Source organism: Pseudomonas sp. R4-35-07, assembly GCF_003852235.1.
Lineage (GTDB): Bacteria > Pseudomonadota > Gammaproteobacteria > Pseudomonadales > Pseudomonadaceae > Aquipseudomonas.
This window is the reverse complement of sequence record NZ_CP027732.1, coordinates 196,618-214,694: the sequence shown is the minus strand read 5'-3', so window position 1 is coordinate 214,694 and position 18,077 is coordinate 196,618. Positions and strand designations below refer to the sequence as shown.

Genomic DNA, 18,077 nt, shown 5'->3' with positions numbered 1-18,077 from the left:
TAAAAATTACTTTTACACTTTTACTCACGGATAAACGAAATTCGTCTTTACCTGCCCCCCAACATCATAACTCATCACAAAAGAACTCCAGTTCTCACCCCGCGATGCTGCGCTAGCCTTCAACTCTTTAATTAATCGATACAAAACAGCACCATTGAATTCAGTTTGCGGCTGTTCATTTACAACGCCATTTTTCTCAATGGAGATTTCTTCAACCATGTATCCGTCGCACACCTCAGTCTCATACCTAAATGCATCATAATCTTCAACAATTCCTGATTGAAGCAATTCAAAAATACTTTTAACAATTTCTATATCTTTGGTAATCATTCTTTATGCTCCGGTATTCTGCGAGCTTCATTTTCAAATCGAACAGTTTGACGCTTTCCATCGATTGTATAAGTAACATCCAACGTATCTGGGCGCAACGATCGAGGATCTTCGCGATTAAATTTTATAGTTGTCGGTCCTACTACTTTATTTGGATCGTTCAAAGCGCTTTTGATTTTGTGTTCGTAAAATACCTTATACGCTGAGCTATTGAAATTCTGATCTTGGGCGAACAAGTTGTAACCATCGCATGTCCCACCCTGACTACACGCTTGTGCGTGTCCGCCTACATCAGTTTCTCTACCGGTCTTCCCAGCAGCAGTTTGCCTCGCGTCCCGTGGAACCTTGATATCAACCGGGGTGAACGTGAGCTCTTCGACTAGACCTCTACTGTCGGTTACAAAAGTAGTGCCGTTGTCCAGCTCATAACGCTGGTTGGGCATACGTGCTTCTGGGTTGTTGAGCATTTCGTACTCAGGCGATCCTTTGACTGATTTACTGCTGTCGACTTTGATTGTTTCAGCCGTTGGTGTGTCTTGACGATTCCAATTCTGAGATACCCTATCTGTCGCGCTGGAATCTAGCCCATGAACCGAACAGCTTCCCGCATTACAGGTATAGCAAGGTCCAATGTTATGTACCCACGTGCTTAGCTTGCCAACATAGAAAGTATGCCCAATGTCCACCGTCAGGTTGTACGTTTTCCCCTGCGACTGCAGCAGCTTTATTGATACTACGGAGATCGAAGCCTCTTGCGTCGCCCCATCCCCCAACGACTGCAGTTGATCACCCGGCTTGAGCTCTATAAGTGGTACAAAGCCTTTGCGCGCCGGCACGTAGAACGGATGACCCGGCGTCACTTGCAGAGTCTCAGTGATACCTTCACCGGCACTGCCGTTCTTCACAAGCGTCAACTGGTAGATCGGCTGATCCGTGCGAATGTGGGTTGCCGAGACCTTCGAGGCGAACGGTTCACCTCCTTCTTCAGGTTTGGTCCAGACGACGTCGCCCACCCTGAGGGCGTCAATGGCTCGTTCACCATCAGGGGTGGCGACCATAGTCCCGGCAGCAAAACAGCATGGGCTATAGCCTGCTAACTTGGCCTGTGCTTGGTTGGCAAACTGTTCAGTCCCCTTACCCGCCGCCGCATCCAAGCCTTTACCGGCTGCTGACTCAATGGCCTTTCCAGAAACAGTCTCCGCAGCCTTCCCAGCGATAGCCTCCGTTCCTTTAACCGCCAATGTGTCCCGCGCCGCCAACTCTTTGATTGCGCTTAACAGTGCTCCCTTGCCTACGCCACCTACAGGCATAAGCTCAGCAAGCAGTTTGAGATCTATATCTGAATTAATGCCACCGCCCACCAAAACGCGTAGCCGGTCTATTTGCTCTGCTTGGGAGGCAGTATCAGAACTGAGCGCGGCGATTTCAGGAAATTTCCTGATAGCCGTACGCTCTCCGTATTGCTCGGCCCACGCATCCGGCACAACACCCACACCACCGGGTTCGTTGTTGTAGGTTGTGTTGCTCGAAGGATTGAACAGCAGCGAATCCTTGTACTGCTTATCTGTAGACTTGAACGCGACGACCTGATCCCCGTTCGCAACAATGGGGCTGCCATCACCCCAGGTCAGTAGGACTTTCTCGTTTTGCAGCTTATTGATAACTCCCCGCGCAACAGCCAGGTCGTCTCCTAGTGCTTGCCCTTCAGGATTTGTGGGACCGTAACCGGCCAGAATCCCTTGAAGCTCATTGTTGGTTTTCTGATCGACCTCACCTCCGGCAACAAACGTTAAGAGGGCATCCCACTCAAAGCCAGATCGGCTTTGACCTTTAGTGGCATCTAAACTCTTGGCCTCTTGGGCCAATCGTTTCTCTTCTTGAGCGTGCAACTTGCGGTTGTATGATTGTGCATTTCCAGCAATTTCCGAGCCCATTGCAACATCGCCGTCAACGCTTGCGGCAGCGAGCAATCCCACCAGCTTGGATGCTGCATTGACCAGTCGATCATGCTCTGCTGGATCACTACTACTGAGTAGAGGTGACTTATCCAACGTCACAATAAGGGCTTCATTAGCACCCGCAGCAATCGCTCCCGTCTTGAAGTCGCCACCCATGGCTTCCGAAAGCAACCCGCCTACAACGGCGTGCAGTGCCGTTTTGCTTAGACCGCTGTCTTGAAGTTTGTAGGCATTGCCAAAATCACCAACGCCTGTGAAGGCGGTCGCCTGCATCACATCAAAAAGACTGCCCTTCATGGCGTCTTTGAAGCTCCCTTGTCCAAGGGCTTCAGAAAGCGTCCCGCGCACTGCACCACCAGCTAATTGGATCGTTCCAAAACGGCCAATTGCTGCCGGGTCGTTCCAATGGGGCACGACGCTTGGGCCGCTTACTTTATTAGTTACGGGGTCGCTCTGTGCGCCGAACCAATTGCCACTCGCGTAATTCACAAAACCTGCAGAAGCACCCGCGATCAGCGATTGTTTCAGGCTGTCGCTGCTGAACGTTTCCTTGAATGCTGCCCCCAGGTTGCCTTTATTGTTTATGGTGCTAACAACGCCGGTGCTAGCAAGCGAAGTCAACGACGCCGTCGCGATAACGTTGCCCAACCCAGCCGCAGTTCCTGCAACTGCAGCGGTGGTCGACGTCGCAGCAGTAGCGGCTGTCGCAGCCGCCATGGTCGAGCCCGCGCCGACTGCGCTCCCTGCAGAGGCAGCAAGTGCACTGGCGGCTCCCGCCGTCAACACGGTGACAACGATAATGATTGCCAGCATTGCGCCTTGGCCGAGGCTGGAATGGCTGTACTTAAAGGAGTCGTGCAGTTCCTTCACATGCCGCCAATCCACATCCCCGCGCTTCTCGGCTTCTTTCAACCAAGCCAACTGTGGGTCTGCTTTGACCATCACATCAATCGTTTGGCTAACCGTGTTCTGATCAATCTGTTTAATGTCGATCTTCAGCCCGTTGACCGCCTTGATCGCCAACTCACCCTGTGCCTTCAACTCACTTTGGCGCAGCGTCTCGTCGGTATTCCCCTTGCCCTTGGCGCTGGTCCACGCCAGGTCACTCTTGCTCTTCTCGTGGCTCTCCTGGTGCAGGTCCTTGACCGCCTCGAAGGTCACCGCGCCGCCACTGGTGATCGCTAGGTCCTTACCACTCTCGAGCTTGGCCCGCTGATACAGCTGATCACCGCCGCTGACCAGCGACAGATCACCACCAGTCTTGATTTCAGTCCCCACATTCGTGACGTGGGTCACTTCATCGCGCTTGGTCTTCTTCGCGCCCCAACCACCCTTCTCCTTCATGTCGTAAAGGCTGTAGGTGCTGTTCTGCGCCGCCAGCAGGTTCAACTTATCCCCGCTATACAGATAAGCCTCATTCCCCGCACTGATCCTGCTCGCCACTATCGTGGTGTCACGCCCAGCCTGGCTGACGAAATCCCCGCCCGCCGTCAGTACGCTGGCCACTTGGGTGGTCTGGTCGTCTGAGGTCTTGATGCGTTTTTTGCCGTGTTTTTCCTTGCCTTCGACGTTGTGCATGTCGCTGACGGAGGCGACGTTGAGGTCGCGGCCGGCGGCGATGGTAAGGTCTTTGCCGGCGGTGGCGGTGCTGCCGATGATGTTGACGTCTTGCCCGGCTTGCATATTGATGCTGCCGCCCGCCGTGACGCTGGCGGCGAGGTTTTTGACGTCGGTGGTGATGCTGGATTTTTCGCCGCTGTCACGGGTCTCGTGCTTGACGCTGGTGTCGCTGGCGGCGATGAGGTTGAGGTCGCGGCCGGCGGTGAGGTTGGCGTCGTTGCCCGCTACCAAAGCGCCTCGGTTGGTGAGGTCGCGGCCGGCGTCGATGGCGAGGTTTTCGCGGGCGACGATGGTGCCAGCGCTGGTGTCGGTGAGGGTGCGCATGCCGACGCCGTCACGCACCTGAATGGCGGTGTTGTCGTTGGTGACATCGCCCTTGAGCGCGGTGAGGCTGACTTGCTTGCCGCGGATTTCGCCGGCCATGGCGTTGCGGATGCTGTCCTGGGCCAGCAGGTTCAGGTTGTTGCCGGCTTCGACCAGGCCGCCGGTGTAGATACTGCCGCTGCTGATGGCGGACAGGTTGTTGCTGGCGCGCAGGGTGCCGACGTTGATCAGGTCGCCGCCGGTGACCAGGTTGAGGTCGCGGCCCTGGATCAGGCTGTTGCCGCGCACGTTGCGCGAGTCGGCCTGGGCCAGGTAGAGCACCGGTACGAGCACGGTCTGGCCGTCGATGACGCGGTTTTCCATCCACACGATGTCGTGGGTCAGGGCGCCGACTTGCTGGCCGGTGAGGGACACGCCGAGGCTAAGGCGCAGGGCGTCTTTGCTGGCCAGTGCGTTGTCCATCAGGTAACGGAACTGGTCGGCGTCGCTGTACAGGCCGCCGGCGAGGAAGCGTTGGCCGGTTTGCGCGAGCACGGCGTCGCGGATCAGGCGGGTTTCGTACTGGCCATCACCGAGGCGGCGCCAGGCATTATCGGAATTGAAGCCGAGTTTGCCGAGCATGTAGTCGGAGCTGAAGAAGCCGGACACCGAGGTGAACTCCGGGTTGGTCTCGATCAGGTAGTGGCTGGTAGGGTCGGCGTTCTTGACGAACAGGCCGTACTCGCCCTTGGGCAGTTGGAAGGTGGGCGAGGTGGTGGGGTCGACCGGGGCGAAGGCGGTGCCGGTGTAGTCCACAGGCACGAAGCCGCCGCCGGGGGCCACGCCCACTACAGGCAATACGCTGCCGGGCGCCTGGGCGCTCGGGTCGTTGGCGTGTTTGCTCAGGTTGATGTTGATACCGCCGACGGGGATGCCGGTCTGGTCGTCGCCGAGGGTGCCGGTCAACTGGGCCAGGGTGTTGTTGTGCAGCGTGCCGTTTTGCAGGGTGCGGGCGACGTTTAGGTTGACCGTGCCGCCGGCTTGCAGGGTGGCGTCGTAGCCAGGGCCGCCGTTGTCGGTCCAGGTGGTGACGTCGCTTGAGTGGACGAAAGGCCGGCTATTGGGCGAGCGGCTTTTCAGTTCTTCGAAGCGCGCCTTATCGAAATGCCCAGCCGCCGTGGCCGCATTGAACGCGGGAACGTCGACGTATCGCATGCGTTCAAACAAATCGTCGGGAACGTGCCCTGGCGTGTTGACGACAATCTTGCGCTGCCCCGTACGCGTGGCGGCGCCCTGATTGAGCAGGTCACCGGCGGTGATGCTCAGGTCGCCATTGGCGGCCATCAGGCTGTAGCGGTTCTGCACATTGTCGCCTTGCAGCAGCATGTTTTTGCCCGCCACCAGGCGCGCCGCTGCCGAATCCTTGGTCGCCGCCTCAAGGTACGTTTCGTAGATGGTGATCTCGCCACGTTCCCAGTTGTCGCTCTCGTCGCAGTGTTGCGAACAAACCCAATACAAGCTGCCGGTGGTCAGCGTTTGCCCGAGTTCGAATTCGTCTTTGGCATTTTCGATGAAGCCCGCATTGATGCCGATGGAGCCTTCGCTTTCCACGGTGCCGGAGCGGTTGCTGAACAGCACGGCACGCCCACCATCCCGTGCGGCGAAGCTCAAGTTGCCTTTGCTGTAGACATCGCCATAGCTATTGCTGAAGCCATTGCTGCGCAACGTCATGTCGCCGCCGCTGAACAACAGCGAATCGGCCGCATTGGTGATGCCGTTGACGGCGGTCAGGTTCACCGCGCCCTGGGCACCGAGGGTGCCACGGTTGTCGATTTGCGCAGCGGCGATATCCAACTGCTGCCGGGCGGTGAGGAAACCGAGGTTGGCCAGGGTGCCGTTGAGGGTCAGGCGAGCATTGGTGGCCGCCAGGCGGCCGCCGTTCTGGTTGAGATTGTTCGCAGCGACGGTGAGGGTTTGCAGAGCCGAGACGCGGCCGCTGTTGCTCATATCGCCAGTGGTGATGCTGATGTCACCGTCGCTGAGCAGTTCGCCGCCGTTGTCCAGGCTGGCCACGTTGAGGACCAAACCCTTGGCGCTGGCCATGCGGTCACCGGCCTTGAGGGCCAGCGCTTGGTCGCTCTTGTAGGTGAGCACGTCGTTGAGTTGCACGCGGCCCAGGCCGTCGACTTTGCCGAATGCCCAGTCGGCGCTGCCCATGCCCTGGATATTGCCCTGGCTGCCGGACAGGCTGGCGGTGTTGAGGTGGAACAGGCCGGAGCCGGCGTGTTGCAGCATGCCGTTCTGATTGTTGAGGCTGGCGGCGTCGAGGCTGAAGGCCTGGCTGCCGAATTCCAGGGTGCCGTTCTGGTTGTTTACCGTCCCGCTGAGATTGACGCTGCTGCTGGCGCCGCCCAGGCCACGCAATTGGCCGTTGGCGCTGTTGTCCAGGTTGCCGCCGGTGAGGGTCAGGCCCTGGTTGGCTTCGATCAGGCCGCCCTGGTTGGTGAGGGTGTCGCGAGAGGTGAGGTTGAGCTGGTTGCCGCTGATCTGGCCGCCTGCGCTGTTGTCGAGGGTGGCGCCGTTGACGGTCACCTGCTCTTTGCCGAACAGTTTGCCGCCACGGTTGGCCAGGGTTTGCACGGTGAGTTGCAGATTGCCCACCAAGCTCGCCATCAGGCCGTCGCTGCCGTTGTTCACGCTGTCGGCGGAGACGCTCAGGCTGTCGCCCTGCACGGTGCCGTCCTGGTTATCCAGGCTGGCGGTGGTCAATTCGGTGAGGGCGCCGCCGCTGAGGATCAGGCCCTTGCGGTTGCTCAGGTCCTGGCCGCTGTAGCTCAAGCCCCCGGCGCCGGCCAGCAGTTGGCCGTTGTTGTTGTTCAGGTGCTGGGCGGCGATGTCCAGATGCTTGCCGCGCAGGGTGCCGCCGTCGTTGTTGAGGGTGGTGAGCTGCTTGACCAATACGCTGCGCTCGCCCGCGTCGATCTGGCCGCCGACGTTGGTGAGCAGGTCGCTGACCTTGAGCACCACGTCGCCGCCATCGCTGACCAGCGCGCCTTTGTCGCTGTTGTTGAAGGTTTGCGCGATCACGTCGACGGTCTGGCCCAGCAGGATGCCTGCGCTGTTGTCGAAACGCTCGCCCTGCAATTGCAGGAGGCCTTCGCTCTGGATGCGGCCCTGGGCGTTAAGCAACTGGCCCGGGCCTTTGAGCAGCAGGCTGACGCCCTGGGCGCCACCGGCCAGCAGGCCGGCGCTGCGGTTGTCGAGGCCGGAAGCGCGCACGTCGAGTTGGTCGCCCAAGACGCGCCCGGCACGGTTGTCGATATCGCCACCGGCAACGTCGAGCAGCAGTTGCTTGCCGACGATCACGCCGTTCTGGTTATCCAGGTTCGCGGCGCGCAGTGCGATATCGCCCTGCCCGGCCTGCAGGCGGCCCTGGGCGTTGTTGAGCTGTTGCGCGGCGGTGAGGGTCAGCTTGCCGGTGTCGGCGCTGAGCACGCCGTTAGCATTACTGCTGAGGCTGCCGGCAGTGACGTTGAGGTCGGTGCTGGCCTGGGCGAAACCCTGGTTGTTGTTGAAGGTGTTGGCAACGGTGAGGTTGAGCGTGCCGCCGTCGGCCTGGACCAGGCCCTTGAGGCTGTTGTCGAGGTTACTGGCATTGACGGTAGCGGTTTTGCCCACCAGCACGCCGTTCTGGTTGTTCAGGCTGCCGGCGTTGACGGTGAGGTCGTTGGCGATGATTTGCCCGCCGCTGTTGTTGAGGTTGGCGCTGGTCACGACCAGGCTGCCACCGGCCATTTCGATACGGCCCTGGCGGTTGTCCAGGGAGGCGCTGTTGAGCGTGGCGGCCTGGCCTTCACCGAAGCGAATCAGCCCGCCGAGGTTGACGATGGCCGGCGAGTTGATCGCCAGGCTCTGCTCGCCGAACAGGCGTGCGCTGGCACCCTGGTTGGTCAGCTTGGCGCTGCTGAGGTCGACGGTCTTGGCCTGGATGATTGCGCCCTGATTGGTCAGCGCTTGCGCGGCGGTGATCGCCAGGGCGCGGCTGGCCAGCAGGTTGCCGGAGGTGGTGACGGTTTGCGCGTTGACCACCAGATCGCCGGTGGTGTTGCGGGTGTTATCGGCGGCGACGCCGGCTTCGATGATGCCGGGGTTGTTCACGTTGGCCGCGTTGAGTTCGATGCGCTGGCCGGCTGCGATGCTTTTCTGGTTGACCAGGTTCTGAGCGCTGGTGACCTGCACGTTGCCGTTGGCGTAAACCTTATCGGTCAGGTCGACATTCTGCGCCGTGACCTTGACGTTGCCGGTGGCCGCCGCCTGCGCCATGCTCAAGCGCCCATTGGCATCGAGCTGAATATCCCCACCACTGGCCGCCAGGGTGCCGTCGAGCTTCACCCCCACACCGGCCTCGGTGCCCACCAGTTTGATCGCACCGGCATACATGCCGCCCAGGGCCGAGGAGTCGATCGCCAGCTCGGGTTTGGCGCTGCCGTCATCGGCGCGCGGCGTGGTGTTCAGGCTTTGCGCATCGACGTCGTTGCGCCCGGCGATCACGTTGAGTTCGCGAGCGTTGATCTGTGCGTTGATTTTGGCCGAGCGGGTGATGATGTCGAAGCGGTCGACGTTGCTGGCGTTGAGGCCTTCGCCGTCGATGGTCACGGCGCCGCCGTCGACCTGGTAGCTTTTCAGCTGGCCGGTCGGGTCGAGCACCGGTTTGCCGGTGGTGAGGGTCACGTTCGGCGTGTTGATGAAGCCGCAGCCGCTGCAGGTAATCCCGTACGGGTTGGCGACGATGACCTTGGCCGACTGCCCCGCCACTTCGGTATAGCCGCGCAACTGGCTGGCGCTGCCGCCGTTGACTTCGTTGAGGATGACGCTGGCCGCGCCGCCCTTGAGGTTGGGGTTGCCGACGATGTAACCGCCCAGCTGGGTGTTGACCAGGGTACCGGTGGCGTTATTGAGGATCACGCCGTTGGGGCCGACGTTGTACTGCTGGAACTGGTTATGGGACAAACCCGCGCCGTTGGGCGTGGCGATGTTCACCACCGGCACGCCATTGCCCGCCTGGCCAACCGAAGTACCCGGCGCACTGACCACAATGCCCTCGGCCTGGGCCAGCAGCGGCTGCCAGAACAGCGCGTTGGCGAGGATCAACGCCAGCCCGCGCTTGGGCAGGCCGAAGAACGCGTTGCGCGGCTTCAGGGCGGCAGAAGGTTGGCGGGCCAGGAAGGCGAATTGGCGAACGTCCATTGTCAGGTTCTCATTGCAGCGGGGCGTTGAATTACAGGAAGAAATCCATGCGGAAGTAGATCGGCGCTTCGCGCTCGGTCACGACCCCAGGTCTTTCTAACGAATGGGCAAAGGTCACGCTGGTGCTGACGTGTTTGCCGCGGGCGAACAGTTCCAGGGAGTTGCTGGAGACCCGCCCATGCGAGTTGTCGTTGTAGCGGTCGTTGCTGATCACGCCCTGGTCGTAGCCGACGCTGGCGCCGTATTCGAAAAAGGCCGGGCGCATCCAGTCGAGGGTCACCGGGCGTGCCCAGCGCACTTCGTTGCGCCAGTAGCCGCCGCTGTCGCCGGTCAACAATTGGTCCTTGAAGCCGCGCACCGAGGCCGAACCGCCGAGGCTCATGCGCTGGGGCGAAAACAGGATGTCTTCGCTGCGTTGGCCGGTGGCCAGGCTGCTGAAGCTGAACGACTCGCCCCACAGGCTGAACGGTTGCAGGTAGCTGACGGTGGCGGTGTATTTGCGGTAGCGCGAATTCGGCTGGCGGCGGCCGAGCGGGTCGCGCTCTTCCTGCGACTGGGCGTCGAGCAGGCCGATGCCGTTTTGCATGCCCAGGTCGAGGTTGACGAAGGCACTGCCAATACGCCGCCCGTGGTTGATGCCCAGTTGCAGTTCGCTGAGGCGGTTGCTGCTGGGCGCGGTGCGCACGTCGAGGAGGTAGTTGTTGGTGCGCAGGTGCGCCAGGCCGACGTTGACCGAGGTCTTGCTCACGTCATCGCGGTGAATCACCCGCTCGGCGCGCAGTTGGTGGTTCTGGTTGTCGCCGTCCTGCTTGTACTTGGCGTTATCGGCCACGATGTAGGTGCGGTAGTCGCTCTCGTTGTAGCTGTAACTGAAGTTCCACCAGCCCCATGGCACGTTGTAGTAGAGCAGGGTGTTTTTCGAGGTTTTCTGATGGTCGCTGATGGCGTCGTGGCCGCCGCGCAGCATCAACTGGTCGCCCAGGCCGAGCGGGCTGTCCCACTCAAGGCCGGCGCCCCATTGCTGTTCGCCGGTGCTTTTCTGGCCGTCGTTATTGCGCGACAGGCTGGCGCGCCAGGGCTTTTGTGGGGTGTTCTTGACCACCACGTCGCTGCCGCCGACCTGGCTGCCGGGGGTCAGCTCCATCTGCGCCTGTTTCGACGGCAGGCGGTTGAGCTGGTCCACCAGTTGCTCGATCTCGCGCAGGTTCAGCGCCTCGCCGACCTTGCCGGGAAAGGCCATGGCCAACTCGCGCTCGGTCACCGTGCTGCCTTCGGCGCTTTTCAGGGCTTCGAGCTTGCCTTCCACCACCAGCACTTGCAGGTGGCCGCTGGAAAGGTCCTGCTGTGGCAGGTAAGCACGGCTGGTGACGCGGCCTTTGCCGAGGTAGTAGTCGGTGATGGCCTTGAGCAGTTCGTTGAGCTGGGACACGCCCAGGCACTGGCCGATATACGGCTTGAGCAGGCGCTCGCGGTCGGCGGCCGGCAGGCTGTCGGCGCCTTTGAGTTCGATGTCGTTGATCGGGAAACAGCGCGTATCGGCGGGGGTGGCCGGTGCTTCGGGCTTGGCTGCTTTGCCGGGCAGGTCCTGGAGTTCCTGCAGACGCCGCTGCTGCTCTTCGAGCAGGCGGTTTTGACGGTCGCGGATCAGGTCCTGGTCGCCGGGGGTGGGGGCGGCGAATGCAGTGTTCAGGCCCAGGCAAGTGAGCAACACAGTGCATAGAAGAAACCGAGTCCGTGGCATTAACAGAGACATGTTCGATCCGTCGAAAATCAAGGGCCGGCAAACTAACATCGAACTTCCAGCAGTCCAAGACGCTGGGGCTGTTGGGTGTTCGAGCGGGCCTGGCCGTTAATGTATTGATTAGTAACAAAATTTAATCATCTAACAGCTTTCAGGCTGATCGCGGAAACGTTTAATCCGACCGGCGGCAGCTGTTTCGATGAGAATTCGACTGAGCAGCCTTTGATCGCCATTATTTAGCCATCAGGTGTCGTCGCTAGGTTAGTACCGGGGATTGGAGGAAAGTTCGCGGGGGTTTTGTGAATCCGATCCCATTTATCGGAATTCCCACAACAGGGATTGAACTGCTGCGCCTAGGTGATCGTTCCCACGCTCCCGCGTGGGAATGCAGCCCGTGACGCTCCGCGTCACCTGTGTGAGCGGTTGGCGGGACGCGGAGCGTCCGAGGAGGCATTCCCACGCGGGAGCGTGGGAATGATCTTTAGACCGCTATCGGGGGCAAGCCCCCTCCCACATTGGGGATTCACAGCATTGAAGAGGCTAGCCAATGCCCTTGTCTTTTTCCGAGCCGGGCACCAGGGCCAGGCCGGGGCGTTCGACGTCGCGGGACACGTGGGACTTCACTTCTCCCACCCCACCCTCTTCATCGTTGTGAATCACCAGCACGCCAGGCCGGCGCAGTTGCTCCAGGTCGCCCGCGCCGAGGTTGAAACTTTCACTCAAGTGCTGGTCGCTGAGCGCATTCGCCTCGGCGCGCCGCTGGGCGAATTTGCGGCCTTTGCGTTGCTGGTAGCGCGCCCAGGCGATCAGGATCACGGCGTTGAACAGGGCGATCCACAGATAGATCTGCAAGGTATTGAGCGCGGCGAAAATCGGCGCTTCCAGGCGCGGGCCGCCGTGGGTTTCGAGCATGGCGCTCATGCCCCGGGCCAGCAGCCAGACCAGGCCGCCCCAGGCCAGCAGGGTGAGCAACACATCGATGATCCACATCACCAGGTGCTGGCGGGTTCTGACCAGTTTCATCGTCACGCCTCCTCTTGGGCAGGTTTGATACCACGGTCCGGGCTGACCCAGCGGGCGCGTTTCTGGTGCTGGTTGAACAACACCTTGGGAAAGCTGACCAGCGTGGTGAACAGGCTCACCAGCCAGAACACCATCGGGTACCACACGGTCCAGAACAGGGTTTTCCACAGGTCTTTTTCGTAGCGCCGGTCGATCAGGATGCTCACCGCGAACTGCAGCAGGCACACCATTGCCAGGACCAGTCCGGTAAACGCCGGCGGCACAAGGGAGACGACGGTAATCGCCTGCGGCAACACCATGAATTTACCCAGCCCCCAGAAAAACACCGAGAGCAGGAAGGTGAACGCCCAGCCGGTGGACAGGCAGTACTCGAACAGCAGCGGCCACAGGTAGCGATGGCGCCATTGCCAGATGCCGCGGATATTTTTGAACAGCACTTCAGCGCCGCCCTGGGCCCAGCGCAGGCGCTGTTTCCACAGGCCGCCGACGGTTTCGGGCATGAGGATCCAGCACAGCGCGCGCGGCTCGTAGAAGATCGCCCAGTGATCGAGCTGCAGCTTCCAACTGACATCGATGTCCTCGGTGATCATGTCGGTGCTCCAGTAGTCGATGCGGTTCAGCGCCTTCTTACGGAACGCCACCACCACCCCCGACACGGTGAAGATCCGCCCGAACACGCGCTGGGTACGCTTGATCAGGCCGATGATCGAGGAGAACTCGCCCACTTGTACCCGGCCGATCAGGGTTGAGCGTGTGCGTACACGCGGGTTGCCGGTCACGGCGCCCAGGCGCGGGTTGTCGAGCATCGGCGCAACCATATAGGCCGCCGCGTTTTTGTCGAGCAACGCATCGCCATCGATGCACACCAGGTATTCGCTGCGCGCGGCCACCGCCCCCATGCGCAGAGCCACGGCCTTGCCCTGGTTCTGCGCCAGGTGCAGCACGCGCAGGCGTGGGTGTTGCAGCGCGAGCGCGTCGAGTACGGCGGCGGTGTTGTCGCTGGAACCGTCGTTGACCGCGATCACTTCGATGTTCGGATACACCTGGGCCAATGCGGCGGCCATGGTGTCGGCGACGTTATCGCCTTCGTTGTAGCAAGGGATGATGATCGAGATCAGCGGGTTGCCGGCCAGGGTCGGCGCCGGGGTGTCCTCCTTCCACGGCCAGTGGCGCTCCCAGTGCAGCCAGAAGTACAGGCCGCCGGCGATCCACAGCGCAGACATGAACAACGGGTAGAAAAACACGAAGTCCATCAGGAACTGCCCGGTGACCAGGAAGATCAGGCCCAAGGGCACACCCAATACCAACGCCAGCACGAATAAAGCCAGGATTCTGTCGAACATGATCAAGGGTTCCACTGGTTGGAAAGGGCCGGGCGTACGGTCTTCAGGTCCGGCGAGTTTTCCAGGAAGTTGTCCGGGTAGTAGCCAAAGCTCTTGACCCCCTGGCGTTTGAGCACACCCATCCATTCGGCCATTTGCACAGCGTTGATATCGGGGGCTTGCTGGGTGCGCCAGTCCTTGGCTTGCAGTTCGAATACGGTGCGCTCCAGCGCGCCGGGGCGGGCCTTGACGGTAGCGACCAGTTTTTCCAGCCAGGCGTTGGAGTTCTCCAGCGACTGGCCTTCCATCAGCGGCATGGCCATCGGCGCGGTCCAGTCATAGGCCTGCAGGAAGTCATCGAGGTTCTGCGCGAACCAGGCTTCGCTGGCCGGGTTGAGCATCGGCTCGGCGAAGATGTTGCGCGCGGTCAGCACCTGCGGCCCGGCGATGGCGCGGACTTTGGTGGTTAATTCCTGGGTGAAGTCGATCAGGTAGCGGCTCTTGAAGCGGGTCCAGCGCTGCAGCGTTGCCGGATCTGCGCGCAAGGCCGCGATGCTGCCCGGCAAGCCATTGGCCGCATAAGCCTTGAGCGCGGCGGGGCTGGCGTCTTCGAAGTCCGAGAGCACGGCGTCGTCGTGGTACAGCACACCGTCGATGGCGCTGTTGCGGGCGAGGTCTTCGTAGATCTCGCCGATGATTTTGCGCACCTGCGGGTCGAACGGCGACAGGCGTTTGTACTGATCAGGATCGGCGCCCAGCTTGCCGCTTTGCGGGTCCCAGCGGGTCACGCGTGGCAGCTTGGGATCGAGGGCGAAACTGAGCACCGGCATCCACGCATACACCGCAGCATGGGCGCGGGTGTGCAATTGCCAGGCGACGCGGTTGAACAAGTCGGCGCGCACCGGCAGATGACGATTGGGGAAATACAGCGAATGCACCAGGCCGTCACCCTTGGGGTCGGCGAAGGCCTGCAGGAATACCGTGCCGGCGCCCATGTCCACTACCCGCTGGACCAGTACGTCGAGATTGCGCGCCTGCTGGGCCGGGTCGGGGTCGTAGACGTTGTCCAGGTCAACGTGCAATACGCGCAGCGGCGCCGGGGTCTGCGCCGCGACAATGCTGTTGGCGAAGTGCTCGCCGTCCGGGTCGGAGGCCACCAGGAAGCGTGGGCTGTTCATCAGGTTGCCGGGGCTGTCGAGGCCGTCTTCCAGGGTCAGGGCCATCTGGTAGCCCTGCTCGCTGACCACCGCCAGGGACGTGCCTTTGGCCGCGCCGTACGGCCATACCCAAACCCGGGGCGCCTTGCCGGTCACGCTGCGGATTTTCTGCGTGATGGCCGCCACATCGGCCCGCATCCGCGCCTGGAACTGCGCTTGGGTTTCATAGCGCTGGGTCGCCGGGTCGTAGCGCAGCGAGGTCGCCGCCGGCTCCAGGTTACCCTGGGGGTTGGCCAGAATCCCGGTGTGGCTGGCGTCGGTGTGCGCGGCGATTTCCACTAGGCCCGACTGGGACACTTCACGAATCTGCTGCCAGGTGAGGAATTCGCCACGCGGTCGCGGTGAGCCGGCGAAGTCCACCGGCTTGTTCAGTGGCGTATCGATCCAGTAGCCCACCGGCGCCAGTACGGCGGGCCAGTGGTAGGCGCGCAGAATCGGCATCACGCGGGTGTAGAAGCTCGTATAACCGTCGTCGAAGCTGAGCATCACGGCCTTGGGCGGCAGTTCAGGGCCGCCGTTGCGCGCCGCCAGGATCTGGTCGACGCTGACCGCCTGGTAGCCGTTCTCCCGCAGCCACGACAGTTGCTCGATCAAGCGTTCGGTGCGTACCGCCACCACCGTCTGGTCGGGGTCGCGATCATTGACGTCGTGGTAGGCAATGCCCAGGAAATGGTTTTTCGGCCAAGGCGCTTCGTTCGGCGCGGTTGGCCGCTGCGCGGGTGGGGTATAGGGCGCGGGTTGCTGGGCGCAGGCGGCGGCCAGCATTACACCCAGGACCAACAAGCAACGGCTGAGGACGGTCATGGTCAGGCTCTTCTAGAAACGGTAAGTGAGGTCGACGAGCAGGCGCAGATCGCGTTCGCGATCACCGTCATAAGGTCGGCTGATCAGGCTGAGGTTGGCGCCCATTTCCAGTACGTCGTTCCAGCGAAAGCGTTGGCCGTAACCGATTAGGCCGATGCCGCCGGTGGAGTAGTCGCGCTGGCTGTAGGTGCCCGCACCGATCTGGAACTGCTGGCTCCATTGGGTCTCGTAGCGGTGATAGAGCACGTGATTGACGTTGATCATCGGTAACACCGTGAAGTCCGACTTCGGGTTGAAGTACGCGGTGTCTTCCTTGCTGTTGCGGCTGGCGCCCACTTCCAGGCCCAGGTCGACTTGCACATGGGGCGAGCTGTAGAGGCCTTCGCGGCCGCTGAGCAGCGCTTCGAAGCGGTCGTTGCCGTCACTGAAGTGCGACGGGCTGAGGGTCAGTTTCCACTCGCGGCTTTCATTGGCGCGCCAGCGGATAAAACCACTGCCGCCGTTGGCGGTGACGCCGTCGTTCAAGGCGCGCAATGGCGTGGTGGTGAGCAGGTAGCCGACGCTGCCGCCGTACTGCCAGTGGTCGTTGATGTCGCGGGCAATCGACACTGCCGCGCCTTGCTTGGAGCCATCACCGTAGGAATGGTTGGACACTTCGGCCTCAATGGTCATGTCGCGGGTACGCCGCTCCACGCCCACGCGCTGCCAACGGTGCTGGCCGGTGCCTTCGCTGAAGTCGGCGGTGGCGTAGCCGGCACCGGCGAACAGGCGCCAGTCTTCGTCGATGGGCGGCGTGTAGATCACGCTTTCAATGCCCCAGTCGCGGCTGCCGGCCACGGCACCCGCGTCGTTGTCATTGCCACCGCCATAGCTTTTGCCGGTGTAGGCCTCGACGCGCAGTTCGGCCATGTCATGTACATCGCGCAGACGGCGCAGGCGTTGCACTTGGCGGTTGTCCGGGTTGCGCGCAACCACGTCGTCGGTGAGGGCGTCCATCTGGCGCCACTCCTGCAGGTCCATGGCGGTGTAGGCCTGGGAAACTTCCAGGCCGATGTCGCGTGGGGCCTGGGCTTCGGTTTCCTTGAGGGTGCCTTCGGCGCGGCGCGGCCAGTCACGGGCGCGGTACATGTCGGCCTGGGCGATGCGCAGGCCGACGTTGCCTGGCGCCTTGGCCACCAGGGCTTCCAGGCTGGCTTCGCTGCCCGGCAGGTCGCCGCCGAAGGTGCCGGCCTGGGCGGCCAGTTGTTGCGCGTCCATCCAGTTATCGTTGGGGTTGCCAATCGGCAGGCCCTTGAGTTCGACGCGGGGGTTCTGTTCCTTGGCCAGGGTGTTGGCGACCTGGCGGGCGTCCTCGACCTTGTCGCTTTCCAGCAACGCGTAGAACAACGCGGTGCTGTCGTCGACGCGGTAACTGGCGTCGGCATCCGGTGCGGTCAACACCTGGCGGTACAGCGGTTCGGCTTTCTCCGGCTGGCGCTGATCGAGGTACGACGCGGCAACCCAACGCAACGCGTAAGTGGGCAACTGCACGCCTTCGCCGGTGAAGGTCTGGTATTCGCGGATCACTTCCGCGGTACGCGCCCGGGCCTTGAGCGCGCCCAGGCGGTCGATGCGCCAGCGCACCACGTCGTCATGGGCGCTGGCGTCCGGGGCCCAGCGGGCGATCAGCCGGTCGTAGTCATTGAGCGCGCGGTCGGCCACCACGTAGCGTTCTTTTTCGGTGCGCGTGGCGAACTCGGCGATGCGCACGCGCTCGGCGGCAAGGTCGCCTTCCAGCCGGCGCTGGGTCACCGCATCCACCAGCCCTGGGCGTTTGGCCGACAGGCGCAGCGCGGCTTCCGGCAGCCGGGCCTTTTGCAGGGCGACGATGTATTCACGGGCCACGTCGGGTTTGTCGCCGGCGCGTATAAACGCCTGGTCGAACTCAAACAGCGCGTCGTAGTTCAAGCCGGCACGGCTCAGCGCGTAGCCCAGGGCCATGCGACGGTTGGGGTCATTCGGCTGCGCGGCCACCAGCGCGCGCAAACGTTGCACCGCCTCGGTGGCTTTGCCGCCATCGGCCTGGGTGAGCGCCAGGCCCAGTTGCAGGTCGATATTGTTTGGTTCACGCAGCAGCGCCTGGCGATAGACCGCCTCGGCCTGGGCCCACTGTTTTTGATTGCGGTAGGTGCGCGCCACCGTGGCCAGCGCCTGGCTGGTCAGGTTGCGATTTTTACCCTGGGCTTCATACACCTTCAGCACTTCGGCGTCCTGCCCGGCCCAACCGGCGATCACCAGGTGATCGCTGACCTGCCCAGGGGTTTGACGTTCGGCGGACAGTTGGCGCAGTTGGGTCAGGGCCGGCGTGAAGTGGCCGTTGCGGGCCTGAATGATCAGCGCGTCATAGGCAGGATCGGCCACGGCGTAGGCGGGCATCAGCAATTGGCTGCACAGGGCTGCTCCGATGAGCAACCGCAACCGGCCTGATGCACTGAGTGAATGGATTGGCAACATGGCGTCAGCTTCCTTACAA

The 18,077-nt window shown here is 61.9% G+C and carries 7 protein-coding genes; all 7 read right to left on the bottom strand.

Annotated features, from left to right (window positions below; genetic code table 11):
* Positions 1-24: 24 nt before the first annotated feature.
* The 7 genes from C4J89_RS00835 to pgaA all read right to left on the bottom strand — a co-directional run bounded on the left by C4J89_RS00835 (position 25) and on the right by pgaA (position 18,058).
* A complete protein-coding gene (locus C4J89_RS00835; protein ID WP_124413486.1) occupies positions 25-330 on the bottom strand; it encodes a hypothetical protein in 306 nt (101 codons plus the stop codon).
* Complete coding sequence (locus tag C4J89_RS00830; protein ID WP_256681765.1) at positions 327-9,458, bottom strand: filamentous hemagglutinin N-terminal domain-containing protein; 9,132 nt, start codon at positions 9,456-9,458, stop codon at positions 327-329. The genes C4J89_RS00835 and C4J89_RS00830 overlap by 4 nt, the downstream gene beginning before the upstream one ends.
* Before the next feature lie 31 nt (positions 9,459-9,489).
* Positions 9,490-11,211 (bottom strand): ShlB/FhaC/HecB family hemolysin secretion/activation protein, encoded by a 1,722-nt coding sequence (locus C4J89_RS00825; protein WP_124413485.1) that lies wholly within the window; start codon positions 11,209-11,211, stop codon positions 9,490-9,492.
* 528 nt (positions 11,212-11,739) lie between these two features.
* Positions 11,740-12,222, bottom strand: a complete 483-nt coding sequence (gene pgaD / locus C4J89_RS00820; RefSeq protein WP_124360714.1) for a poly-beta-1,6-N-acetyl-D-glucosamine biosynthesis protein PgaD — start codon at positions 12,220-12,222, stop codon at positions 11,740-11,742.
* Positions 12,223-12,224: 2 nt separating this feature from the next.
* On the bottom strand, positions 12,225-13,565 hold the full coding sequence (gene pgaC / locus C4J89_RS00815) for a poly-beta-1,6-N-acetyl-D-glucosamine synthase (protein ID WP_124360713.1): 1,341 nt from the start codon (positions 13,563-13,565) through the stop codon (positions 12,225-12,227).
* A 2-nt stretch (positions 13,566-13,567) separates the two neighbouring features.
* The gene (pgaB, locus tag C4J89_RS00810; RefSeq protein WP_124360712.1) at positions 13,568-15,565 is read right to left on the bottom strand and encodes a poly-beta-1,6-N-acetyl-D-glucosamine N-deacetylase PgaB; all 1,998 of its coding nucleotides are present in this window, start codon (positions 15,563-15,565) and stop codon (positions 13,568-13,570) included.
* A 12-nt stretch (positions 15,566-15,577) separates the two neighbouring features.
* Positions 15,578-18,058, bottom strand: a complete 2,481-nt coding sequence (gene pgaA, locus C4J89_RS00805) for a poly-beta-1,6 N-acetyl-D-glucosamine export porin PgaA (protein WP_124413484.1) — start codon at positions 18,056-18,058, stop codon at positions 15,578-15,580.
* Positions 18,059-18,077 lie beyond the last annotated feature (19 nt).